Origin of the sequence: Nonomuraea composti (genome assembly GCF_012034275.1) — a bacterium.
GTDB classification, from domain to species: domain Bacteria; phylum Actinomycetota; class Actinomycetes; order Streptosporangiales; family Streptosporangiaceae; genus Nonomuraea; species Nonomuraea composti.
Genome location: NZ_JAATEP010000002.1, coordinates 298,949 through 321,879 on the forward strand (window position 1 = coordinate 298,949; position 22,931 = coordinate 321,879).

Here is a 22,931-nt window from a genome sequence, read left to right on the forward strand (position 1 = left end):
CCGCGAGCCCGCCACCCGGAAGCCCGCCACCCGGAAGCCCGCCACCTGCGAGACTGCGGCCCACGAGACTGCGGCCCGCGAGCTTTCACCTCGGGGGCTCTCACCTCGTGTGCTTCCGCCCCGTGTGCTTTCGCCCCGCGAGCTGAACCGTACGACCCTGCAACGGCAAATGCTGCTCAACCGGGCCGAGCTGTCCGCCGCCGAGGCCGTGGAACGCCTGGTGGCCGTGCAGGGGCAGGAGATCGACGCGCCGTACATCGGCCTGTGGACCCGCCTGGCCTCCTTCACCCAGGACGACCTCGCCTCCCTCCTGTACGACAGGCGCGTGGTGCGCGGCTCCCTCCTGCGCGGCACCCAGCACCTGACGCTCGCCGACGACTACGTCTGGATCCGGCCGCTGACGCAGGTGATCCTGTCCCGCACGCGGCAGGCGGCGTTCGGGCGGCTGATGCGCGAGGTGGACCTCGACGAGCTGGCGACGCTGACGCGCGGCCACCTGACCGGCCGCACGCTCACCCGCCCGCAACTCCGCGACCTGCTCCTGGAGCGGTGGCCGGAGGTCGACCCGACGGCCCTGGGCTTCTCCGCGCAGGCGCTGGTACCGATCGTGCACACGCCCCCGAACGGCATCTGGGGCAAGGGCGGGCCGACACCGTTCACGCTCGCGGAGGAGTGGCTCGGCCGCCCGCTGGACCCCGCGCCGCCGGTGGAGCGGCTGGTGGCGCGCTACCTGGCCGCGTTCGGCCCGGCGAGCGTGATGGACGTACAGATGTGGTCGGGGCTGACGCGACTGCGCGAGGTCATGGAAGCGATGCCCGGCCTCCGCCGCTATCACGACATTTCCGGACGCCTCCTCTTCGACCTGCCGGACGCACCCCTCGCCCCCGAGGACGTACCGGCCCCCGTCCGCTTCCTCCCGTGGTTCGACAACCTCATCGTCGCCTTCGCCGACCGCACCCGCATGATGACCGCCGACCAGCGCAAAGCCGTGTGCGTCGGCGCCGTCATCTACCCCACCTTCCTCGTCGACGGAACTGTCGGTGGCATGTGGGACCTTAAGAACGGCGTCCTGACGGTCGAGCCCTTCCACCCGCTGACCGACGAGGTGATGGGAGAGCTGGCCGCCGAGGGGGCACGCTTGATGGCGTTCGCCGGGGTGGAGGAAGGGGAGATCGCATGGTCACCACCCAGGAGCCCCACAACGAGCTCGTAAGGGGTCGCGGGGCCCTCACCCTGTGCCTGGCCCGCTGGCGCGGCCTGCTCCGGCGGGCCCGCTTGCCCCGCCTGCCCGCTCTCACCACCCGGTCCCAGCACACCGCCGCGCCTCCGCGCGCCTCGGGGCCTCCGCACCGCTGGGATTCCTTGCGCGAGTGGACCTTGGCGCGCTACTCGGCCTTCGCACCTCACTCGGCCTTCGCACCTCACCTTCCCGCGCGACCACGCCGGTTGCGCTCCTTCTGCTCGCCTGCGATGGGCGCGGCCTGGTCGCGCGGTCAACGGACGGCGAACCCACCGATGGCCGGCTCCAGCAGGTCGAAGACCCGGCGGGCGATCTCCCCGAGCGCGGCGGCGATACCGTCCTCGTCCAGCCCGGCACCCCCGCCCGCCTTGTGCGCCCCCGCGTCTGCCCTGTCCGGCCCCGCGCCCGCTGTGTCTGGCCCGGCCCCCAGCATGCGGGCCTGCAGTTCGCGGAAGAGCAGCCGATCGGCGGCGGCGATCTGCGCCGCCACGGCCCGCGCCGTCACCGGATCCCCCGGCTCCTCCTGCACGAGCCGCCGGGCCAGCGCCTCCTCGCGCTGGTCGTGCAGGTCGCGCAGCCGTGCCACCAGGGTAGGGCTGTCGGCGATCATGCGGGCGAAGTCACGCCCGGTGAAGCCGATGACCGGGTCGCGCCGCTCCAGCGCCGCCAGGTACGCCCGCCGCACCGCCCCGAGCGCCGACTCGCCGGCGGGGCGATGCGCGACGGTCTCGGCCAGGCCCGCCGCGAACTCCTCGTGGTGGTCGAGTGCCAGGTCCTCTTTACGCGGGAAGTAGTTGGTCACGGTCATCTTGGCGACCCGGGCGGCGGCGGCGATGTCGGCGATCGTCGTCCCGTCGAAGCCACGTTCCAGGAACAGTTGGGTAGCGTGGTCAGAGATGGCCTGCCGGGTCTCTCGCTTCTTCTGTTCCCTCAACCCCAAGGTGTCGGTGCTCATGGCCGTAGTCTTCCATAAATTCTTAGGTTCGACCTTATTTTAGGTTGACCCTTCCTTGAAGGGGACCTAAAGTTAGGTGCGACCTAAGTTTAGGCCGCCGTCCATCATCCAACGCGAGCGAGGAGAGAGTTTTGTCCCAAGCAGCAGAGGTTCTCGAGCTGGACGACACCACCGCCGACGCCGGGGCCGACGGCGGCACCGTCGTCGGCGCCGACTCGGTCAAGGCCTACCTGAAGGAGATCGGCCGCGTCCCCCTGCTCACCGCCGAGCAGGAGATCGACCTGGCCAAGCGCATCGAGGCGGGGCTGTTCGCCAGGGAGCGGCTCGACACCGAACACAACCTGCCCGACGACCTGCGCGCCGACCTCGAATGGATCGCCGACGACGGCACCCGCGCCAAGCGACGCATGCTGGAGGCCAACCTGCGCCTGGTGGTCTCCATCGCCAAGCGCTACACCGGCCGCGGCATGCTCTTCCTGGACCTCATCCAGGAAGGCAACCTGGGCCTCATCAGGACGATCGAGAAGTTCGACTACCAGCTCGGCTACAAGTTCTCCACGTACGCCACCTGGTGGATCAAGCAGGCCATCACCCGCGCCATGGCCGACCAGGCCCGCACGATCCGCATCCCCGTCCACATGGTGGAGCTGATCAACAAGGTCGCACGCGTGCAGCGGCGGCTCCAGAGCGACCTCGGCCGCGAGCCCACCCCCGAAGAGATCGCCAAGGAGAGCGAGCTCGAGGTCGATCGCGTCATCGAGGTCCAGGGCTACGGCCGCGAGCCGATCTCCCTGCACACACCGCTGGGGGAGGAGGGCGACAGCGAGTTCGGCGACCTCATCGAGGACACCGAAGCCGTCTCCCCGGCCGACGCCGTCTCCTTCACGCTGCTCCAGCAGCAGCTCCGCTCCCTGCTCGACCAGCTCTCCGAGCGCGAGGCGGGCGTGATCAGCATGCGGTACGGCCTCACGGACGGCAAGCCGATGACCCTCGACGAGATCGGCCGGGTGTACGGCGTGACACGCGAACGCATCCGCCAGATCGAGGCCAAGACCATGTCCAAACTCCGCCACCCGTCCCGCTCCCTGGCGCTGCGCGACTACCTGAGCTAGAAAGCCCCCGCCTGGAGGCTTCTCGCCCAACGGCTCGAACGTTCCGCGCCCGACGGTCCCGCTCGAAATGCCCTGGTTGAGGGCACGTACGACGGTCGCGTTCGGAATGCCCGCGCCCGAACGGTCACGCACGATGCCGCCTGCTCGCCTGCTCGCGTTCGGCGGGCCGCCTTCGCGCGTCCCCGCTGCGCACCTTCCTCAGGACGGTCGTGCCGGACGCCTGACAAGGGCGGGTGGCCCTTCTCCTTACCCGGGGGAGAAGGGGCGGGGTGAGAGAAAGGCTGCGCAAACGGGAAATCAAGAGTGGCGTGACAGTCCTATGGCCGCCCGCCCGCCTGACCTAGATTCCCAAAGGTGAAACGTTCCCGATCGAGCCTCGTCCACCAACTGACGTACGCCGTCAAAAACCCGCACAAGATCATCCCCCACCTGCGGCGGCTGGCCCGCGACACCTGGTTCAGGCTGCGCACCCGGGACCACATCGGCTACTACCGGGCCGTCATGAGGTCCGACACGGCCCGCGACCCCGAGGGCGCCGTCGGCTCGCACAACCATCGGCGGTGGCTCGCGGTGGGCCGCATGCAGTTCGACTACCTGGTGGAGCACGGCCTCAAGCCCGAGTGCCGGATGCTGGAGATCGGCTGCGGCAACCTGCGGGCCGGCCACCTGTTCATCGGCTACCTGCACACCGGCAACTACTACGGCATCGACATCTCGCCCGACATCCTCATGGCCGCCCAGGACACGATCGTCCGGCACGGCCTGGCGGACAAGCTGCCGCACCTCACGCCCGTACGCGACCTGCGCCTCGCCTTCCTGCCCGACGACCACTTCGACGTCGTGCACGCGCACAGCGTCTTCTCGCACTCACCGCTGGAGGTGATCGAGGAGTGCTTCGCGCACGTGGGCAGGGTGATGAGGCCGGGGGCGTGGTTCGACTTCACCTTCGACCGCACCGAGGGCCGCGAGCACCAGGTGCTGCGGGAGGACTTCTACTACCGCACAGAAACGCTCGTCGCGCTGGCCGGGAGGTACGGCTTCGACGCCACGTTCATGGAGGACTGGGAACGACTGCCGCACAAGCAGTCGAAGCTCCGCCTCACCAAGCGCCCACCCGCATAGCCCGGCCCCGATATCGGGCCGCGCACCCTAAGCGCACCTGCGCCGAGCCCCAAGCGCACCCGCCCCGAGCCCCAAGCGCACCTGCGCCGAGCCCCAAGCGCTCAGCCCGCTCCCGCGTCCCGAACGCTCGGGCTACTTGTCCGCGCCCCTCCAGAATTCCGCCAGTTTCGCCGCGGCCATCGCCGGATCCTGGAGCAGCCACCAGTGGCCGAGCCCCGGCAGGTCGGCCACCGTCGCGCCCGCCCGCTCGGCGCTCCTGCGCGCCACGTCCGCCGGCAGGTACGCATCCTCGGACGGCAGCAGCACCAGCCCCGGCGCAGGGATGTCGGTGAAGGCCGGCGACCACTCCTCCGCCACCCGCACCGCCGACCGGTACAGCGCCAGGATGCTCTCGCCCATCACCGCGTCGATCCCGCCCGCGATCGACGCCGCGTGCTCGCGCGGCACGCCGAACCCCTCGAACGCCCCCACCCGCGCCTCCACCGGAGTCGCCGCGAGCTGCTCGAAGAACTGCTCGCCCGCCCCCGGCGTCTGCCACAACCGGGCGAGGTCGTGCCACTGGAAGTCCGGATGGCCCAGGCCGGGGGCGTCGGTGACCCAGGAGCGGACGAGCTCGGGCTGGAGGCTGACCAGCCGCACCACCAGGCCGCCGCCCCAGTCGTGGCCGACCAGGTCGATCTCCTCGCCGCCCATCGACTCCAGCTCACCGGCCAGCCAGGCGACGTACTCCTCCTTCGTCGACCCGAACCCGTCCGGACGCGGGCCGCCGAAACCGGGCAGCCGCAACGCGCGCACGTCCTGCCGGCCCAGGGCCGCGCGCAGCGGATCCCAGACGGACGGCGTCTCCGGGACGCCGTGCACCAGCACCACAGTCATGATCTGCTCCTCCCGTGAAGGGCCCCCGTCTGTGACGGTACGCCCCGATATTGAGCTGCGGATGACTCGGGTGGCCCATAACGTGGGCGTACGTGAGAGACGTACGGCCCGGCGTCACGATGGCCGCACCTCCGCCGGACGGGCCGCCACCTTCCGACGTCCTGGCGGCTTTCGGGGCACAGCCGGTCCGGACGGGAGGCGCTTGGCGGGCCGGAGACTGGTGGTCAAGCGGACCGGCCTCCTGCCCGAGACCCTCCGGCGGGTCCAGGTCCTCGCCGCGACCGCCTTCAAGGAATGCCAAGGGAGGGCCCATGACGTGGGCGCCGAGGAGCACCCGTTGAGCAACGATGAGGGCGGGCTCGGGGAGGGGGCGCTGCCGGAGGGTGTGTTGGCGGCGGTTCTCGGGCGGCCCGGAGGGGTGGTCGTGGGGGGCCGCGCGGAGCCGATGCGCGGCAGTAGCGGTGCCGCGACCTCGGCGCTCACCCGCCTCACCGGCCTGGCCAGGTGCGGGGCGGAGGAGGTGCCGTTCAGGGTCGTGCGTAAGGAACTCCGGCCGGTCCGCACCGGCCGTCATGCCCCGTTCGCGGGCGATCCCCGCCACTGGGCGTACTGGCGGCGCGAGCCCCTGGCGTATGCGAGCGGCCTGCTGCCCACCGGCCCCGAGCTGTCCGCGCCCCGCTGTTACGGGGTCGTGGACGACGTGCTGTATCTGGAGGACGTCCCGGGCGCGCCCGAGGATCCGCAGGTGGCGGCGGGCAGGCTGGGGGAGTGGCAGGCGGCGGCTCCGGTGCCGGAGGTGCCGTGGCTGGGTGGGCATCAGCTCGCCCAGCGGGTGCGTGCCACCACGTGGACGCCCGTGGACGCCGATCCCCGGATCGAGCGGTTGTGGCGTCGCCGGGACGAGCTGCTCGCCCTGCTGGCCCGCCTGCCGGTGGTCCTGTCGCACGGCGACTTCTCCGCCGGGAACATCATCGCCGCGCCGGGCCTGACCAGCGGGACCGAGGTGCCCCCCGCCTCCCGCCCGTCCGCCGCGCCCGGCATGACCGTGCTGCTCGACTGGGCCACGCTGAGCGCAGGCCCGGTGGGGGCCGATCTCGCCGCGCTGGCGCTCAGCACGTTCACCGACCCCCTGGACGCCTACCTGGCGGGAGCGGAGCGGTTCGCGAGGGCGGACGTCGAGCTGGGGTACCGGGCGACGCTGGCCCTGACGGGTGCGGGCCGGGTGCAGTGGATGGCGTCCAGGGGCATGCGGGTGCCCGACGGGTACGAGGACTTCGTCGTGTCCCGGATGCCGTGAAGAGCGTCAGTCGTCGTGGGCGATGAGCATGAGCTGCCGCCACAGCACCACCACGAACACGGCGGAGCCGGCGAAGGCGAACCAGAAGGGCGCGGCGACGCCGAACCGGGTGGCCAGCATCCCGCCGATCAGCGAGCCGACCACGAGCCCGGCGTACACGCAGATGGTGTTGACGCTGCCCACCCGGCCCTGCAGCTCGCGCGGGACCGCGCGTTGCCGGATGGTGACGGAGGTGGTGCCCCAGATGAACGCGTGCGCTCCGAAGACGAGGAAGATGCCGCCGGCTACCCACGGCGTGTGCGTCAGGGCCAGGCCGAGGTGGGTGAGCGTCTCGATGATGAGCCCGATCCGCATCAGCGCGCCGAGGCTGAGCCTGCGGGTGATGGTGCCGTACAGGGCGGTGCCGATGAGGCCGCCGATGCCTTCGATGGTGGCCATGAGGCCGTAGCCGATGGCGCCGAGGCCGAGCTGGTCTTGGGTGTAGAGGACGAGCACGGACCAGGCGGCGCCGAACGTGAAGTTGAAGATCAGGATCGTGAGCGCCAGCGTGCGGACCGCCGCGTGCCGCAGCGTCCAGCGGAATCCGGCGATCAGCTCGCGTAGGGTGTCGGGCTTGGGGTCGCCGGCCTGGCGGCCGTGGGGCGGCAGCGTGATCCGGGAGACCAGGACGATGCCCGCCGCCACCAGCAGCAGCTGGCTCGCGAACGGCCACACCATGCCGAGGCCGAACAGCGCCGCGCCGATGGGCGGCCCGGCGAGCTGGTTGAGCGTGATGAATCCGGTGCCGAGGCGGGCGTTGGCGAGGGAGAGGTCGTCCCGTTCGACCATCATGGGGGTCAGCGTGGCGGTCGCGTTGTCGGCGAACACCTCGGCGACGGACCGCAGCGTCAGCGCCGCCAGCGCGGTCGCCACGGTGAGCGTGCCGGTCGCCGTGAGCGCGACGAGTGCCGCCAGCACGAGGGCGCGCGCGACGTTGGCGACGAGGACGATGGTGCGCCGGTTGTGCCGGTCGGACAGCACGCCCGCGTACAGGCTGAACAGCAGGGGCGGCGCCCAGCCCACGAGGGCGGCCAGCGAGATCATCAGGGGGTCGCGGGTCAGGGTCGCGATCAGCAGGGGGCCGGCGGCGGCCGCGAGCCCGTCCCCCAGGTTCGTGAGCCAGCTCGACGCCAGCAGCCATCGGAATCCGGTCCCCAGCCGGGCCGGTAGGACCCGTTCCACCACGCTAGTCACGAGCGCAAGACCATAGGGTCCTGGGGAGCACATGGCAACGTGTTTTTCCCCTTTTGCGGGTGTCCCCGAGCGTGCGTGAAGGCGGGGGACGCTTGCGGGCGCCCCCCGCCCCGGGGCCGATCAGGCGCGCGCGACCTGGACGACCGCCGCCCCGAGCGGCGCCAGCCGCACCTCGCCGGCCACCGCCTCGCCGGTGAGCAGGTCCGTCCCCTCCCCTCCCAGGGGGACGGACGCGCCCGCCTCGGCGCTGTGGTTGAGCAGGAACACGTACTCGTGGGCGTCGTCACCCCGCACGGTGCACTCCACGTGCGCCGGCACTCCTTCGAAGCGCGACCGTACGCCCGCCTCCGCGACGACCTGGGCCACCGTGGCGTCGAAGGACTCCTGGTCGAGCAGCGTCGCGAAGTAGACGACGCGCCCGTCGCCGTACTGGTTCTCGACGACGGCGGCCCGCCCCTCCAGCAGCCCGTCCGCGTACGTGGCCAGGGCCTTGCCCGTCTCCAGGTGCAGGTCGTCGCGCCACCAGGTCGCCGTGGCGCGCCGCCCGTCGGCGAACGTCACGGCGAACTCCTCGTGCGGCCGGGCCGGCCAGTACTCGTCGATCTTGGCGCCGATGAGCTCGCGGAACGCCCCGGGGTAGCCGTCCGGCCGGACCCGGTTGTCGGCGTCCACGACGCCGGAGAAGAACGACATGATCACGGTCCCGCCGTTCCTGGCGAACTCGTGGATCCGCGCCACCGCCGCGTCGTCGATCAGGTACGCGTTCGGCACGATCAGCACCTTGTACCCGTCGAGCGGCGAGTGGTGGCCGACCACGTCCACGGCGTGGTGCCGCTCCCACAGCGGCGTGTAGTGCCGCATCACGGTGTCGGTGTAGCTGAAGTCGGAGCGCGGCAGGCCGAAGACCTCCTCCAGGCCCCACCAGCCGTCCCAGTCGAAGACGATCGCGATCTCCGAGCGGGAGGTCGTGCCCGCGACGGGCGCGAGCCGCCTGACCTCCCGTCCCAGGTCGGTGATCTCCCTGAACGTGCGCGAGTCGGGCCCGGAGTGCGGCAGCATCGCGGAGTGGAAGCGCTCCTGCCCGCCGCGGCTGGCCCGCCACTGGAAGAACATCACCGAGTCGGCCGCCCGCGACAGCGCCTGCAGCGAGCCGAGCCGCATCCGCCCCGGCTCCTTGACGACGTTGAGCGCCCACTGGCTGACCGCGCTGCTCGACTGCTCCATCAGCATCCATGGCTGCCCGCCCTTGAGCGAGCGGAACAGGTCGTAGTTGAAGGCCGCCGACACGTGGGAGCCGGGGTCGGCGGGGTTGGGGTAGATGTCGAGCGCGGCGGCGTCCTCCTCCGGCGCCCACTTCCAGTAGTCGGCGTGGCGGAAGAACCGCATGAAGTTGGTCATCACGGGCAGGTCATCGCGGAAGGAGCGCACGATGTCCCGTTCGGCGAGGTAGCACTCCAGCAGCGCGTCCGAGGTGAAGCGCTTGAAGTCGAGCCGGCGGGTGGGGTTCATCCAGGTGCGGGGGATGTGCGGGACGTCGATCTGCTCCCAGTCGGTGTAGACCTGCCCCCAGAAGCGGGTCGTCCACGCCTCGTTCAGCCGGTCGAGGGTGCCGTACCTGCGCTGGAGCCAGGTGCGGAACGCCGCCGCGGCCGCCGGGCCGTACGACGTGGGCCCGTACTCGTTGCTGATGTGCCACATGGCCAGCGCCGGGTGGAAGGAGTAACGCTCGGCCAGCTTGGTCGTGATCTTGGCGGCGTACTCGCGGTAGATCGGCGATGACGGGTCGTAGTGCAGGCGGTTGCCGAAGCCGAACGGGTGCCCGTCCTCCCTGATCGGGAACACCTCGGGGTGCAGGTGGGTGAGCCAGACGGGCGGCGCGGCCGTGGGGGTGGCCAGGTTGACGCTGATGCCGTTCTCGTGGAGGAGATCCATGATCTCGTCCATCCAGCCGAACTCGTACGTGCCGGGCTCCGGCTCCAGCGACGCCCACGCGAACACGCCGAGGCTGACGGTGTTGACGCCGGCCTCCCGCATCAGCCGGACGTCCTCCCGCCACACCTCGCGGTCCCACTGCTCGGGGTTGTAGTCGCCGCCGAACGCGAGCCCGCCCACCCGCCGGCGGAAATTCTCCATACGTGACATGCCACTGCTCCCCGTCAGTCGTGCGCTTCGATCGAGACGTCCGTCAGGCGGCGCTCGGAGCCGGTGAACGCGTACACCTGGCCGGTCAGCACGACCGTCCGCTCGTCCACCACGTCCGCGGCCGAGCGGCGCACGGACACGCCGACCTCGCCCGGCTCGACGACGCGCCGCCCGTCCCTGCCGGTGAACGACAGCAGCCGGGCCGGCACGTCGAACACGACCCGCGCGCTCTGCCCCGGCGCCAGCTCCACGCGCGCGTAGCCGACGAGCTGGGCGAGCGGGCGGGTGACGGAGGCGATCCGGTCGGAGGCGTACACCTGCACGACCTCCGCGCCGGCCCGGTCGCCGGCGTTGCGCACCACCACGGAGCAGCGGATCGGCTGCCCCGCCTCGACCTCGTCGGTGACGGTGAGGCCGGCGTACTCGAAGCGGGTGTAGCTCAGGCCGTGCCCGAAGGCCAGCACGGGCGCGGGGTCGATGTTGCTGACCGAGCCGGCCGCGCCGAGCTTCGGGTGCAGGTAGCTGTACGGCTGGCCGGCGGTGGCGCGCGGCATGCTCATCGGCAGCCGGCCCGACGGGTTGACCGCGCCGCTGAGCACGCGGGCGATCGCGCCGGCGCCCTCCTCCCCGGGGAAGTACGCCTGCACGACCGCGGCGGCGCCCTCGATGATCTCCGGTACGGCGTACGCGCGGCCGGTCATCAGCACCACCACGGTCGGCGTGCCGGTGGCCAGCACCGCCTCGGCCAGCTCCCGCTGCGCGCCCGGCAGGTCGAGGCTTTCCGCGTCGCAGCCCTCGCCGGAGGTGCCCCGGCCGAACAGCCCCGACCGGTCGCCCAGCACCACGATCGCGACGTCGGACTCGGCGGCCAGCCGGGCGGCGGCGGGGATGCCGGCGCGGTCGCCGTCGTCCACGCCGGTGCCCTTCGCGGCGGTGATGTGCGCGCCGGGCAGCTCCGCGCGCAGCGCCTCCAGCAGCGTGGGCGCGGCGATACCGGGCTCGACGCCGGCGAAGTGCGGCAGCACGTGCTGGACGAAGGAGTAGCAGCCGAACAGCGCGGCCACCTCGTCGGCGTTCGGCCCGACGACCGCGATCTTCCTGCCGTCCGCCTGGAGGGGCAGCACGCCGTCGTTGGCGAGCAGGATGACCGACTCCTCGGCCAGCCGCCGCGCCAGGTCGCGGGAGGCGGGGTCGTCGAGGTCCACGCCGCCCTCCGGCGCGGGCGGCTCGGGGTCGTAGTCGTCGTCGAGCAGCCCGAGCTCGGCCTTCTGCCGCAGGACGCGGCGCAGCGCCCGGTCGATCAGCGCCTCGTCGATCCGGCCCGCGGCGACCGCCTCCTTCAGCGGCTCCAGGTAGGCCACGCCGGTGGGCAGCTCGACGTCGATGCCCGCGGTCAGCGCCTGGACGGCGGCGTCACCGGCGTCCCGCGCGACGGCGTGCAGGGTGTGCAGGAAGGCGACGGCGAAGTAGTCGGCGACGACGGTGCCCTCGAAACCCCACTGCTCGCGCAGGACCCCGGTGAGGTAGTGCTCGTCGGCGGCGATCGGGACGCCGTCGATCTCGGCGTAGGAGTTCATGACCGAGCCGGCGCCCGCGTCGCGCACCGCGACCTCGAACGGGAACAGCAGCGTGTCGGCCACCTCGCGGGCGCCCGCGTGGACGGGGGCGAGGTTGCGGCCGGCGCGGGAGTTGGAGTAGCCGACGAAGTGCTTCAGCGTGGCGATCACGCCCGTGGACTGCACGCCGCGCACGTACGCGGCGCCGATCGTGGCGACCTCGTACGGGTCCTCCGAGATGCACTCCTCGACGCGCCCCCACCGCTGGTCGCGGATCACGTCCAGCACCGGGGCCAGGCCCTGGTGCACGCCGAGCGAGCGCATGCTCTCGCCGATCCGGCGGCCCATCTCCTCCACCAGCGCCGGGTCGAACGACGCGCCCCACGCCGGCGGCACCGGGTACGTCGTGGCCCGCCACGCCGCCAGGCCCGTCAGGCACTCCTCGTGCGCGAGCGCGGGGATGCCCAGCCGGGTGTTCTCCCGCAGCCAGCGCTGCCGCGCGGCCAGCGATGTGCGCGCCCACTCCGGATCGACGGGACGCGTGCCGAAGTGCCGGGTGATCTGGCCGACGCCGTCCTTGGCGAACGACTCGAACTCGACGTCCTCGCCCTGCATCGAGTCCTGCAGCGGCGCGACCACGCCCTCCTCGCGATTGACGTTCAGCCACACGCCGACGAGCTGCGCGAGCTTCTCGTCGAGCGACATCTCCGCCAGCAGCTCCTCGACCCGCCGCGACCGGCGTTCGTCGCGTTCCGGCTGCTCAACACGTGCAGGCATACACCCTCGTTCACTGGCTCGTTCAATGGTTCTGAGGCTCGGAAAGTTTCTGTTACGCTTTCCGAAAGATTACGGTGACAATTGCCGATCAGTTACGGTAGGGTCCTGCTCGTAACCCTGTCAACAACACGTTTCACATCGCGGGCGCTCGCCGATTTTGCCTGGTGAGAGGGTCGCATAGTTTCGGGCGGTTTTCCGAAAATTTTCCTAAAAACGCCGGTGCCGCCGGAGGGTGGCACCGCCGCACATGGGAGGTCCTGTGCCTCGAGCCACGCTGGCCGACGTCGCGGCGGCCGCCGGAGTATCGGTGCCGACGGTGTCCAAGGTACTGAGCGGCAAGAAACACGTCTCCGCCGCCACCCGCGACAAAGTCCTCGAAGCGGTCAGGACCTCCGGCTACGAAGCCCCCCGCCCCGCCACCACGCCCCGCGTCGGCGTCGTCGACCTGCTCATCGACGGGCTCGGCTCCCCCTGGGCGCAGGTGCTGATCGCCGGCGCCGAGAAGGCCGCCGCCCGCTGGGGCTTCTCCCTCGTCGTCACCTCCTCCGCCCGCCCCGACTTCGACCTGCGGCGCTGGATCGGCATGGTGCGCAAGCGCAACACCGACGGCATCGTCCTCGTCCTCTCCCGCGCCGACCAGCGCGAGATCGCCGCCCTCGAAGAGCTGCTGCACGTGCCGCTCGTCCTGCTCGACCCCGTCGGCCAGCGCGACCCCCGCCTGTCCACCGTCGGCGCCACCAACTGGCTCGGCGGCGTCATGGCCACCACCCACCTGCTCGAGCTCGGCCACACCCGGATCGCCTTCATCGGCGGCCCCCTCGACACCCAGTGCACCCTCGACCGCTACGAGGGCTACCTGGCGGCGCACCGCACGTTCGGCATCGACCCCGACCCCGAGCTGACCCGCTACGGCGACTTCCTCGTCGGCAGCGGCCGCTCCTACGGCGCCGAACTGCTCGACCGCGACCACCCGCCCACCGCCGTCTTCGCCGGCAACGACCTCCAGGCCGCCGGCGTCTACCAGGCCGCCACCGAACGCGGCCTGCGCGTCCCCGACGACCTGTCCGTCGTCGGCTTCGACGACTCCCTCCTCTGCGAAACCCTCTCCCCACCGCTCACCACCGTCCGCCAGCCGCTCGACGACATGGCCAATGAGGCGGTGCGGCTCGTGTACGAAGAGCTCACCCATCCGCGCGGGCCCGCCGGCACCCGGATCGAGCTGGCCACCACCCTCATCATCCGCCGCAGCACCGCCCCCCACGGCCAGAAACCGGCCCGCCGGCAGGCCGTCGGCCGCTCGGCCCGCTGACCTGCCTGTGTCACGCGAAGGGCACCGCCTTCCTCCCTCCCGCCGGAGGCTCGCGTCGCGCACTGGCATGCCCGCGAGACATCCCGTCGAGAACCCGCGTCGCGCACCACGTTATTTCGTGGAGGGCGGCCCCCGAGGCCGCGTCACGCACCTTCGGGGCCGTGCGGAGCGTGGTCGCGGGCGGCTTCAGAGCAGGCCCGCGTCGCGTACCTTCATGGCCACGTGGACCCGGTTGTCGGTGCCCAGCTTGGCGAAGATGCGCGTGATGTTGGCCTTCACCGTGGCCACGCTCACCGACAGATCCTGCGCGATCTCGGCGTTCGTGCTGCCCCTGGCCACCTCGATCGCGACCTCGCGCTCGCGTTCGGTCAGCCCGGCCAGCTCGCGCGCCGCTTCCGGCCGGCGCGGCTCGTAACGGCCGGTGGCCGCCGCGATCACCTGCTGGGCGACGGACGGCGACAGCACCGGCTCGCCGCGCGCCACCGCCCGCACCGCCTCGATCATCCTCGGCGGCGGCGTGTCCTTCAGCAGGAAGCCGTGCGCGCCGAGCTGCAGGGCGCGCAGCACCATGTCGTCGGCGTCGAACGTGGTCAGCACCAGGATCCGGGGCGCGTCAGGACGGCGGAGCAGCAGCTCCGTGGTGGCCAGGCCGTCCTGCTCGGGCATCCGGATGTCCATGAGCACGACGTCGGGGCGCAGCTCGCGGATCACCGCCATGGCCTGCTTGCCGTCGCCGGCCTCGCCCGCCAGCTCCAGGTCGGGCTCGCCGCCCAGGATGAGGCGCAGCCCCGTGCGCACCATCGGGTCGTCGTCGACGATCACCACTCTGATCACGGGGTCAAGCCTCCCACGGCAGCGACGCCACCAGGACGAAGCTCCCGTCGCGTACGTCGTGGGTGATCGTGCCGCCCGCCATCCGGATGCGCTCGGCCAACCCGATCAGCCCCAGCCGCCCGCCAGGCCCCGGAACGGGGGTGGGCGCGGGGTTGCTCACCCGGATCCGCAGCCCCGCCCCCGGCCGCCCGCCGAGCTCGGCCCGCACGGGGCTGCCCGGCGCGTGCTTGCGCGCGTTCGTGAGCGCCTCCTGCACGATCCGGTACGCGTGCCGCCCCGTCTGCGCCGGCAGTAACTCCCTGCGATCCACCGAGTCGTCCACCTCGACCCGCTGGCCGGCGGCCCGCACCTCCTCGAACAGGGCGCCCAGGTGGTCCAGCGTCGGCTGCGGCGCCTGCGGGGCCCCGCCCTCGCGCCGCAGCGTGCCGAGCACGGCGCGCAGCTCGTTCAGCGACTGGTGCGCGTTCTCCTGGATGGCCAGCGCCGCCTCGCGCGCCTCCTCGCCGGTGAGGTCCTTCCGGTAGGCCAGGCCACCTGCCAGCATCGACAGCAGCGAGATGCGGTGCGCCAGCACGTCGTGCATCTCCTGGGCGATCTTGAGCCGCTCCTCCAGCTTCGCCTGCTCGACCCGCTGCGCCTGCGCCGCCTCCTCCGCCGCCCGCTGCGCGTCGGCCAGCTCCCTGCGCCCGCGCAGGTAGAGGCCGAAGACGGCCAGCGCCGTCAGGATGACGCCGCCGACGACGGCGTACAGGGCCGTCAACAGCCACGGACCCCCCACCCACAGGCTGGAGGTCACCATGGCCAGCCAGAACACCACCGCGACCGGCACCACCTTCCGCCAGCGGTGGTGCGAGGCCAGCGAGGCGAACGCGACGATCGCCGGCCCGTTGAGACACCAGAAGACGGCCGTCGGCGCCGCCGTGACCAACGCCACCTGCCACGGCCACCGCCGCCGCCAGCGCAGCAGGACCAGACCACCCACGCCGGCCGCCATGTCGAGCAGCCTCCTGGGCAGGTCGTGCCCCATATCCTCTCCGGTGCGCGCGGAGAGGGTGACCGTCGTGAGGACGGCGATCAGGAGCGGGGTCGAGGCGAACAAATAGAGCAGGACGGTGCCGAACCGGTCGGGCGACTCGGGGGAGGGATGGCGCACCGCCGGCGCGTCCGCCGAGGACGGCCCGGATGCTTCGGCGGGGGAGCGGGGCTTGTCGCGGAGGTCGTGCACGGTGTCCAGCGTAGAGCTGGCTTGGCCTGGGCTTTAGCCCCCCAGGTCCATAATCGGGCCGACTCCGGGCTACGTCCGTACAGACCCTGGTCGACCCTCAGCGGCGCCGGATCCAGCCCTCAGAACGCGAACTCTCGACCCAGGCTTGATGAGCCCGGACGGCGTTTCCGATGAACTCGGCCCGTGATCGAATTCCACCGCGTCACCAAGACGTACAACGGGGCGAAGGCACTGGACGACGTCTCCTTCACGGTCCCACCCGGCACCATCACCGGGTTCCTCGGGCCCAACGGCGCAGGAAAGTCGACAGCCATGCGCATCCTGACCGGCCTGTGCCGTCCCACCTCGGGCTCCGCGACCGTCCTCGGGCGACCGTACACGGACCTGAAGCGACCCGGCCTCGATGTGGGTGCCCTGCTCGACGCCGGCGGCCAGCATCCCGGCCGCAGCGGGCGGGAGGTGCTGACCCTGGGCGCCATGATGCTGGGGCTGCCCAGGTCGCGGGTGGACGAGGTGCTGGAGCTGGTCGGGCTGACCGGCAAGGAAGGCCGGCGGGCCGTCGGCGGCTACTCGCTGGGCATGCGGCAGCGGCTCGGCATCGGCCACGCCCTCCTGGGGCATCCGAAGGTGCTCATCCTCGACGAGCCCGCCAACGGCCTCGACCCGCAGGGCATCCAGTGGATGCGCGAGCTCCTGCGCGGCCTGGCCCGGTCGGGGTGCGCGGTGCTGCTCAGCTCGCACCTGCTGCACGAGGTGGAGCAGGTGGCCGACCAGATCGTGATGATCGGCGCCGGCCGGGTCCTCGCCCAGGGCACCCTCGCCGAGCTCGGCCGGGGCCGCAGCCTCGAACAGACCTTCCTGGAGCTCACCGCTCAGACGGACCGGAGCCCGGCATGAACATGCACCCGCGGCCTGAAGCTGACGCGCCTGAGGGCTGCATGAGTGGTACTGGCGTGCGCAAGATTCGCCGCGTTCGGCGGAGGCTGGCACGAGTAGCACTGGCCACGCATTTTTCGCACCGGCTCGGGGCGGTCGGCGTGAGTAGGGCTGACGTATCGGACGTTCACGTCGTCCCGGGGTGGTCGGCACGCATCGCACAGACATGCGCAACTGTCACACCGACCCCAAGGAGTCGGCATGAGAAGCACGGACATGCGCGACCTTCACACCACCCAGAGGAGGCCGGCATGAGAAGCAACGGCGTGTGCAACGTTCAGATCACCTCAAGGAGGCCGTCATGACGACCGACGCGCGCGCGACCGCGCACCGCATCCCCTTCGGCGCCCTGCTGCGGGTCGAGACTCGGAAGCTGTTCGACACCCGCACGAGCGTGATCATCACAGGTGTCCTGGCGGCCGTGGCGGTCGCGCTGGTGGTCGGCCGGGCGCTGTTCGCGGGGCCGGTGAGCCTAACCACGTTGGCCAACACGGCGGGGATCGCGTTCGGGGTGTTGCTGCCCGTGCTCGGCATCCTCACTGTCACCGGCGAGTGGAGTCATCGCACCGCGCTCACCACGTTCACGCTGGAGCCGCGGCGGGGGCGGGTGATGGCCGCGAAATGCGTCCCTGTGCTGGGTGCTGCCGTGGTGGCGTGCCTGCTGGCGTTGCTGGTGGCGGTGCCGATGACGGCTGTCTCCGCCGCCGTACGGGGTGGGGAGGCGGCCTGGGGCTTGGAGCCGGGGCCGCTGCTGGGGTGGATCGCGACGACCGTGCTCTCGACCGCGCAAGGGCTGGCGATGGGGCTGTTACTGCTGAACGCGCCCGCGGCAATAGCGATCTACCTGGTCACTCCCATGGTGTGGGGTTTCGTGACGGGGCTTGGTCCGACGGGGGAGCTCCTGGCCGAATGGCTCGATCTGAACACCGCCACCAACGCCCTGATGGAGGGAAGCGTGGGTGGCGGGAACCTGGCGCGGCTGGCGTCGGCGGTGCTGGTGTGGGTCGTCATCCCTGCGGGCGTAGGGGTTCTGGGCGTGCTGCGGAAAGAGGTGCGGTGAGCGCTTTACCTATCGAGGTAGATCATTGCCCGGTTTATGGGGATTCGTTTGCCTTTGTCCGGTTTGGGGGGTAACTTAGTGAGTGTTACCGGCGAGTGACCTGCGCCTTACCACCGGATGGAAGGCCGGGCCTCCCGGGTCTCGAATCCACACCACGGATTCTCCCTTGCGCTCCACGTAGCGACCGTACGGCGTGCTGCCCGGCTACGTCCGTCAAGCGAGCGCAACGTTCCCGTCCCCTAACAAAGGACCTGAATCAAGTATGTCCGCTCGCCTGCGTGCCATTGCCATGTTCGCCGCGTCCGCTGCTACGGCGCTGACGATTGGCTCGACCGCGGCGCACGCCGACTCCGGCAGCACCGACCAGCAGGGCCTGCTGAAGGGCTCGACCACCGCGTCCTACTTCTGGGACGACTCCTCGGGCCGCGCCGGCGACACCGGCCTGCCCGCTGCCGGCAAGCCCATGCAGAAGGGCCTGGTGGCCAGCCCCAGCTGGCCTCTCATGACCGAGGGCTACGTCATCTACAAGGGCAAGAAGCTGCCGTTCTTCGTGGGCGACCGCGGGCCCGGCGACCCCTCCAACCGTGGTGTCATGCTCGACCTCGACGCCAAGACCTTCGCCGAGCTGACCGGCGGCAAGTTCAACCCCGACACGCTCGGGGTGGACGGTGTCGCCGGTGAGGGCCACATCAAGATCGAGTACGTCGTGACCAAGTGGGGCGGCGGCGTCGGCAAGAAGAGCTACCCGGTGGCTTTCTCCACCGGTGCTTGGGCCGAGAAGGACGACAGCGGCATGACCAAGCAGGTGTCGGTCAAGAACGCCGGCCACTGATCTCCGCCAAGAGGGCGCTCCCTGTACGGGGGGCGCCCTTTTCGCGTCTGCGGGGCTGTCCGTCCGTGCGGTGGGCTGTGCTTGGGCTGTCTGTCGGTGCGGCGGGCTGTGCTTGGGCTGTTCGTCCGTGCGGCCGTTTTTGGGGGTGTTCGTCTGCGCGGTGGGCCGTTTCTGGGGTGTTCGTCCGTGCGGTGTGCCGTCCTTCGGGTGTCCGTCCGTGCGGCTGGTCCCATACTGGGGGTCGGCTGTTCACGCACTGGGCGTCGGCGGGACGGGGCACGATCCGTTCCGGGGGCTGGTCGTCTTGTGGCGGGTTGTTCGCATGCTGGGCGTCGGCTGGGCTGGGTGCGGTCTTCCGTGAGGCTGGTCGTCCTGGGCTGAGTATCCGCGGGCCTGGACGCCTACGCGCTGGGCGCCTTGCAGGGTTGGCGTGGTCCATGGGACTGGTCGTGGGCTTGGGCGGTCTTGGAGGGCTGTGGGGCGTGAAACGATCGGGGGATGAGTGGATTTCTGGGATCTCAGCAGCTTGCCCGCCGTACCTCCGCTGCCCTGGACGCGGCCGTAGGAGCTGGGCGTGAGTTGGGGCTTGAGGTGGCCGAGGCGACGGTGTTGCATGACCTGTTCTCCGTTGTGGTGCATCTGGCGCCGGCGCCGGTCGTGGTGCGGGTGCCGACGGTTTTGGCGCATGGGGTCGATCTTGATGGGTTGGCGCGGCGGCAGCGGGTGGAGCTGGATGTGGTGCGGTGGTTGGCGGGGCGAGGGACTCCTGTGATTCCTCCCAGCCCGCTGGTGCCGTTGGAGCCGGTGCGGCGGGATGGGTTCTCGATGACGTTCTGGCAGTTCGTCGAGGAGGATCGGAGCAGGGAGCCTGACTACGAGGCGAACGCGGAGAGTGTGGCTGCCCTGCATGCTGCTATGCGCGGGTATCCGGGTGAGTTGGGGTTTTTGTCGGCGGCTGAGCCGTCCTTCGTCAGTGAGAGTCTTGCTCTGCTCGACGGGCGGCCTGATCTCGTCGATGCCGCTGATCTGGAACGGGCGCGGCGGGAGTGGGAGGTTCTGGAGCCTCTTGTGCGGTCGCGGGCGGCGTTCGAGGACAGGTTCCCTGGGGTCGAGCTTCAGCCTGTGCATGGTGACTCGCCGCCTGCGAACATCTTCCACGGGGTTGACGGGAACCTGTACTCGGACTTCGAGCTGGTCACGTTGGGGCCCGTCGAGTGGGATCTTGCCGCGCTCGGGCCCGCCTGTGAGGCCGCTTACGATCGCGGGGCGCGGCGTCACGGCCTGAGGCCGCTGAATCAGGAGGTCATGGCCTTTGTGAACGCCGTGGGCATGCTGCGGGTCGTCGCCGTCCTCTCGTTCGTGCCGCAGCTGCCTGTGCTGCTGGAGTACGTGAAGCCGGCCATCGAGCAGTGGCGGGCGATGCCCTTCGCGGGTGGCCTGAGCCGGTGAAGGCTTGCTCTTCCGGTACCTGCGATCTCGGTGTTCCGGCTGCCGGCGCTCAGTCGTTCACCACCGTTGCCAGTGCAGCACCTCCTCGCGGGGGATGCGGGGGGCGGGCTTGAAGTCGGTGCCGAGGGTGAAGGCCAGGGGGATGAACGCCGCCAGCATGACCTCCTCGTACGGCACCCCGAGGATCTCGGACAGTTCACATTCGAGCGGAGCCTGGGCGCTGGTCCACACCGTGCCCAGGCCGCGGGCCCGGGCGGCCAGCATGAAGCTCCAGACCGCGGGCAGGATCGATCCCCAGGTGCCCGCCTGTTCGGTGACGGGGGCGTGGTCGGTGCGGCCCTCTATGCCGGGGATGACGAAGGCGGGCACCCGGTGGATGTTGGCGGCCAGGTAACGCAGGCCGTCGAAGACGCGGCCGGTGGAGGCGGCGTGGTAGTTCATGCGCCACAGGTCGCGTTCGGTGAGCGTCTGGCCGGCGGCCAGGGGGAGGACGAGCAGGCCGGCGGCGGCGACGCGGCCGGGGCCCCAGCGGGCGATCAGCCGGCCGGCGAGGTTGGCGGTGATGACGATGGCCGCGCCCATCGGGACGATCCCGAGCCCCGTCCCCAGCGGGCCGTAGCCGAGCCGGCCCTGGAGGTGGAGCACGGCGACGAACTGCCAGCCGATCGTGGCGCACGCCCAGGCGAGGGCCGCGAGGTTGCGGCGGCGACCGTACCGGATCGGAAGATCTCCAGGGGGACGAGCGGAGCGGGACGCCGGCGTTCGATGGCCACGAACGCGCCGAGCAGCAGCACGGCCGCGGCGCCGGCCGGCCAGTTCCGCTCCGTCAGGCGAACATCAGCAGCAGCACCCCGCCGGTGACCGAGACGGCGCCGGCGGCGTCGAAGCCTTCGCGCGCGCCGGCCGGACGCGCGCCGGACGGCAGGACGAGCGGCGCCAGGACGAGGACCAGCAGGGCGACCGGGACCGGCAGGAAGAACACGAGCCGCCAGCTGATCTCGGTCAGCAGGCCCGAGGCGATGAGCCCGGCGGTGTAGCCGGTGGCGCCGGCCAGCGAGTAGACGCCCAGCGCCTGATTGCGTTGCGGCCCCTCGGCGAACGTGGTGGTGATGAGCGACAGCGCGGCGGGCGCGGTGAGCGCGGCGGCGATTCCCTTGATCGCGCGGATGGCGACCAGCGGCCATCCCTCCGACAGCAGCCCGCCGGCCAGACCGGCCGCCGCGAAGACGGCCAGGGACAGCAGGAAGGTGCGGCGCCGGCCGAACAGGTCGGCGATCCGGCCGCCGAGCAGCAGGAACCCGCCGTAGGCGACGGCGTAGCCGGACATCAGCCACTGCAGGGTGCTCTCCGGCAGCGCCAGGTCCCGGCCGATGGCGGGCAGGGCCACGCCCATCAGCGACAGGTCCATCGAGTCGAGGAACACCGCTGCGCACAGCAGCACCAGGGCCGTTCGCTTGTGGCCATCGGTTCGGAGCACAACCACTCTCCATCTGAGGACAAACAGTTTGGTTGAAAGAGGAGACCGATGGCACCCGCGACCAAGATCGCCGACCGCGCACGACCCACGTACTTCCCGCGTCTCGCGGCCGAGCGGCTGGACATCGCGCTGTGCCGGGCTTCGTCCGCCGTGGCCCGCGCCGCGGACGCGCACGCCGGCGCGGAAGGGCTCGGCGTCGGGCAGCACCTCGTGCTCCAGATGCTCGACGCCGTCGGCCCCTGCTCCCAGCAGGTGCTCAGCGAGGAGCTGCGCATCGACCGCAGCGTCATGGTCAGCGTGTGCGACGATCTCGAACGGGAGGGTTTCGTCCGCAGGGAGCGCAACCCCCGCGACCGCCGCTCCTACGCCGTCACCATCACCGATGCGGGCCGGCAGCGGCTGGCCCGGGCGCAGGCGTCGATCCCGGCCTTTCTCGCCGACACCTTCCACGCCCTCACCGCCGAGGAGCGTGCCCAGCTCGGCACGCTCCTCGGCAAAGTGCTGGGCATCCCGGCCGCCGGCTGATCAGCGCCGGGCGGCAGCCCGCTCCACGCGGGCGTCGCCGCCGGCACCACTGGCACCCTGCCCCGCGTGCCTGTCGCCGCCGGCACCACTGACGCCCCGCACTGCATGTGCGTCGCCGCCGGCGTCGAGGCCGGCCAGGAGTCGCAGGCCGTCGGCGGAGGGGCTGCCGGGGGCGGCTGAGAGCACCAGCAGCTCCAGGCCCGACTCGTCCGGCAGCGCGAAGTTCTCCTGGTGCAGCTCCAGCTCCCCGACCAGAGGATGCCGGTACGCCTTGCGCCCGTGCGTCCGCGCCCGCACGTCGGCCCGCGCCCACAGGCGGCGGAACCGCTCGCTGCCCATCGCCAGCTCGCCGATCAACGCGGCCAGCCGCGGATCGTCGGGATACTTGCCGGCCGCCAGCCGCAGGTGCCCGACCACGTCACGGGTGCACTGCTCCCAGTCGGCGTAAAGGCCGCGCCCGCCCTCCTCCAGGAAGATGTGCCGGGCCGTGTTCAGGCCCCGCATGGGGCGGCCGTACAGCAGCTCGGCCAGGCGGTTGCCGGTGGCGACGTCGAGGCGGTGATCGACGATCATCGCGGGCGCGTCCACGATCAGGTCGAGGACGCGGGCCAGCTCGGGGCGCAGCCGCCCGGTGGGCGACTTCACCTTCCTGCGCCGCTGCCGGGCCAGCCGGTAGAGGTGCTCGCGTTCGGTGTCGTCGAGCCTGAGGACCCGCGCGAGCGCGTCGAGCACCTGCTCCGACGGTTGCGTGGCGCGGCCCTGCTCCAGACGTACGTAATAGTCGACGCTCACCCCGGACAGGTGCGCGACCTCCTCGCGGCGCAGGCCCTGCACGCGGCGGCGGCTGTCGGCCGGGATGCCCGCGTCGGCGGGGTCGACCCGGGAACGGCGGGTGCGCAGGAAGCCGGCGAGATCGTCCATGTGTCCAGTATGCGCGCTGACCTGGGATGTGAGGGTGGTCCTGCCATTACCAG

Annotated in this window: 19 protein-coding genes and 1 pseudogene; 10 read left to right on the plus strand and 10 right to left on the minus strand. The window is 71.4% G+C overall.

What is annotated here, in order from left to right:
• Positions 1-169 precede the first annotated feature (169 nt).
• Positions 170-1,213, plus strand: a complete 1,044-nt coding sequence (locus tag HCN51_RS04205; RefSeq protein WP_240972394.1) for a winged helix DNA-binding domain-containing protein — start codon at positions 170-172, stop codon at positions 1,211-1,213.
• Positions 1,214-1,493: 280 nt separating this feature from the next.
• On the opposite strand, the gene HCN51_RS04210 is transcribed toward HCN51_RS04205, so the two are convergent.
• Positions 1,494-2,195, minus strand: a complete 702-nt coding sequence (locus HCN51_RS04210; protein ID WP_168006921.1) for a TetR/AcrR family transcriptional regulator — start codon at positions 2,193-2,195, stop codon at positions 1,494-1,496.
• Between the two features lie 143 nt (positions 2,196-2,338).
• On the opposite strand from HCN51_RS04210, the pseudogene HCN51_RS04215 reads away from it, so the two are divergent.
• Both HCN51_RS04215 and HCN51_RS04220 read left to right on the plus strand, forming a co-directional pair.
• Positions 2,339-3,307, plus strand: a pseudogene (locus HCN51_RS04215) (RNA polymerase sigma factor); the annotation flags it as partial.
• Between the two features lie 354 nt (positions 3,308-3,661).
• The gene (locus HCN51_RS04220; protein ID WP_168006926.1) at positions 3,662-4,429 is read left to right on the plus strand and encodes a class I SAM-dependent methyltransferase; all 768 of its coding nucleotides are present in this window, start codon (positions 3,662-3,664) and stop codon (positions 4,427-4,429) included.
• A gap of 132 nt (positions 4,430-4,561) precedes the next feature.
• Here HCN51_RS04220 and HCN51_RS04225 read toward each other — a convergent pair whose 3' ends face one another.
• On the minus strand, positions 4,562-5,305 hold the full coding sequence (locus tag HCN51_RS04225) for an alpha/beta fold hydrolase (protein WP_168006928.1): 744 nt from the start codon (positions 5,303-5,305) through the stop codon (positions 4,562-4,564).
• Positions 5,306-5,642: 337 nt separating this feature from the next.
• On the opposite strand from HCN51_RS04225, the gene HCN51_RS04230 reads away from it, so the two are divergent.
• Complete coding sequence (locus HCN51_RS04230) at positions 5,643-6,602, plus strand: aminoglycoside phosphotransferase family protein (protein ID WP_206066539.1); 960 nt, start codon at positions 5,643-5,645, stop codon at positions 6,600-6,602.
• A 6-nt stretch (positions 6,603-6,608) separates the two neighbouring features.
• On the opposite strand, the gene HCN51_RS04235 is transcribed toward HCN51_RS04230, so the two are convergent.
• The 3 genes from HCN51_RS04235 to HCN51_RS04245 form a co-directional block, all read right to left on the minus strand.
• On the minus strand, positions 6,609-7,835 hold the full coding sequence (locus tag HCN51_RS04235) for an MFS transporter (protein ID WP_168006930.1): 1,227 nt from the start codon (positions 7,833-7,835) through the stop codon (positions 6,609-6,611).
• A gap of 120 nt (positions 7,836-7,955) precedes the next feature.
• A complete protein-coding gene (locus HCN51_RS04240; protein WP_240972396.1) occupies positions 7,956-9,977 on the minus strand; it encodes a beta-galactosidase in 2,022 nt (673 codons plus the stop codon).
• Positions 9,978-9,991: 14 nt separating this feature from the next.
• Positions 9,992-12,310, minus strand: coding sequence for a beta-xylosidase/alpha-l-arabinosidase (locus HCN51_RS04245; protein WP_168006932.1), 2,319 nt, complete (start codon positions 12,308-12,310; stop codon positions 9,992-9,994).
• A gap of 259 nt (positions 12,311-12,569) precedes the next feature.
• Here HCN51_RS04245 and HCN51_RS04250 point away from each other — a divergent pair, with 259 nt between their 5' ends.
• Entirely contained in the window at positions 12,570-13,619 is a 1,050-nt protein-coding gene (locus tag HCN51_RS04250; RefSeq protein WP_346433530.1) for a LacI family DNA-binding transcriptional regulator, read from the plus strand.
• Positions 13,620-13,805: 186 nt separating this feature from the next.
• Here HCN51_RS04250 and HCN51_RS04255 read toward each other — a convergent pair whose 3' ends face one another.
• A complete protein-coding gene (locus tag HCN51_RS04255; protein ID WP_168006936.1) occupies positions 13,806-14,453 on the minus strand; it encodes a response regulator in 648 nt (215 codons plus the stop codon).
• 4 nt (positions 14,454-14,457) lie between these two features.
• The gene (locus HCN51_RS58960; RefSeq protein WP_168006938.1) at positions 14,458-15,678 is read right to left on the minus strand and encodes a histidine kinase; all 1,221 of its coding nucleotides are present in this window, start codon (positions 15,676-15,678) and stop codon (positions 14,458-14,460) included.
• A 183-nt stretch (positions 15,679-15,861) separates the two neighbouring features.
• Here HCN51_RS58960 and HCN51_RS04265 point away from each other — a divergent pair, with 183 nt between their 5' ends.
• The 4 genes from HCN51_RS04265 to HCN51_RS04280 all read left to right on the plus strand — a co-directional run bounded on the left by HCN51_RS04265 (position 15,862) and on the right by HCN51_RS04280 (position 19,955).
• Positions 15,862-16,575 carry an ATP-binding cassette domain-containing protein gene (locus HCN51_RS04265; RefSeq protein WP_168006940.1) on the plus strand — a complete coding sequence of 238 codons (714 nt, stop codon included), beginning with the start codon at positions 15,862-15,864 and terminating at the stop codon, positions 16,573-16,575.
• Between the two features lie 340 nt (positions 16,576-16,915).
• Entirely contained in the window at positions 16,916-17,674 is a 759-nt protein-coding gene (locus HCN51_RS04270; RefSeq protein WP_168006942.1) for an ABC transporter permease, read from the plus strand.
• Positions 17,675-17,936: 262 nt separating this feature from the next.
• The gene (locus HCN51_RS04275; RefSeq protein WP_080037738.1) at positions 17,937-18,506 is read left to right on the plus strand and encodes a hypothetical protein; all 570 of its coding nucleotides are present in this window, start codon (positions 17,937-17,939) and stop codon (positions 18,504-18,506) included.
• A 498-nt stretch (positions 18,507-19,004) separates the two neighbouring features.
• Positions 19,005-19,955, plus strand: a complete 951-nt coding sequence (locus HCN51_RS04280) for a phosphotransferase (protein WP_168006944.1) — start codon at positions 19,005-19,007, stop codon at positions 19,953-19,955.
• 57 nt (positions 19,956-20,012) lie between these two features.
• Here HCN51_RS04280 and HCN51_RS04285 read toward each other — a convergent pair whose 3' ends face one another.
• Positions 20,013-20,600, minus strand: a complete 588-nt coding sequence (locus HCN51_RS04285; RefSeq protein WP_346433531.1) for a nitroreductase family protein — start codon at positions 20,598-20,600, stop codon at positions 20,013-20,015.
• 181 nt (positions 20,601-20,781) lie between these two features.
• Positions 20,782-21,432: an MFS transporter gene (locus tag HCN51_RS04290; protein ID WP_168006946.1), complete on the minus strand. Its 651-nt coding sequence runs from the start codon at positions 21,430-21,432 to the stop codon at positions 20,782-20,784.
• A gap of 48 nt (positions 21,433-21,480) precedes the next feature.
• On the opposite strand from HCN51_RS04290, the gene HCN51_RS04295 reads away from it, so the two are divergent.
• A complete protein-coding gene (locus HCN51_RS04295; protein ID WP_168006949.1) occupies positions 21,481-21,957 on the plus strand; it encodes a MarR family winged helix-turn-helix transcriptional regulator in 477 nt (158 codons plus the stop codon).
• Here HCN51_RS04295 and HCN51_RS04300 read toward each other — a convergent pair whose 3' ends face one another.
• Complete coding sequence (locus tag HCN51_RS04300; protein ID WP_168006951.1) at positions 21,958-22,878, minus strand: helix-turn-helix transcriptional regulator; 921 nt, start codon at positions 22,876-22,878, stop codon at positions 21,958-21,960. It abuts the gene before it with no gap.
• Between the last annotated feature and the right edge of the window lie 53 nt (positions 22,879-22,931).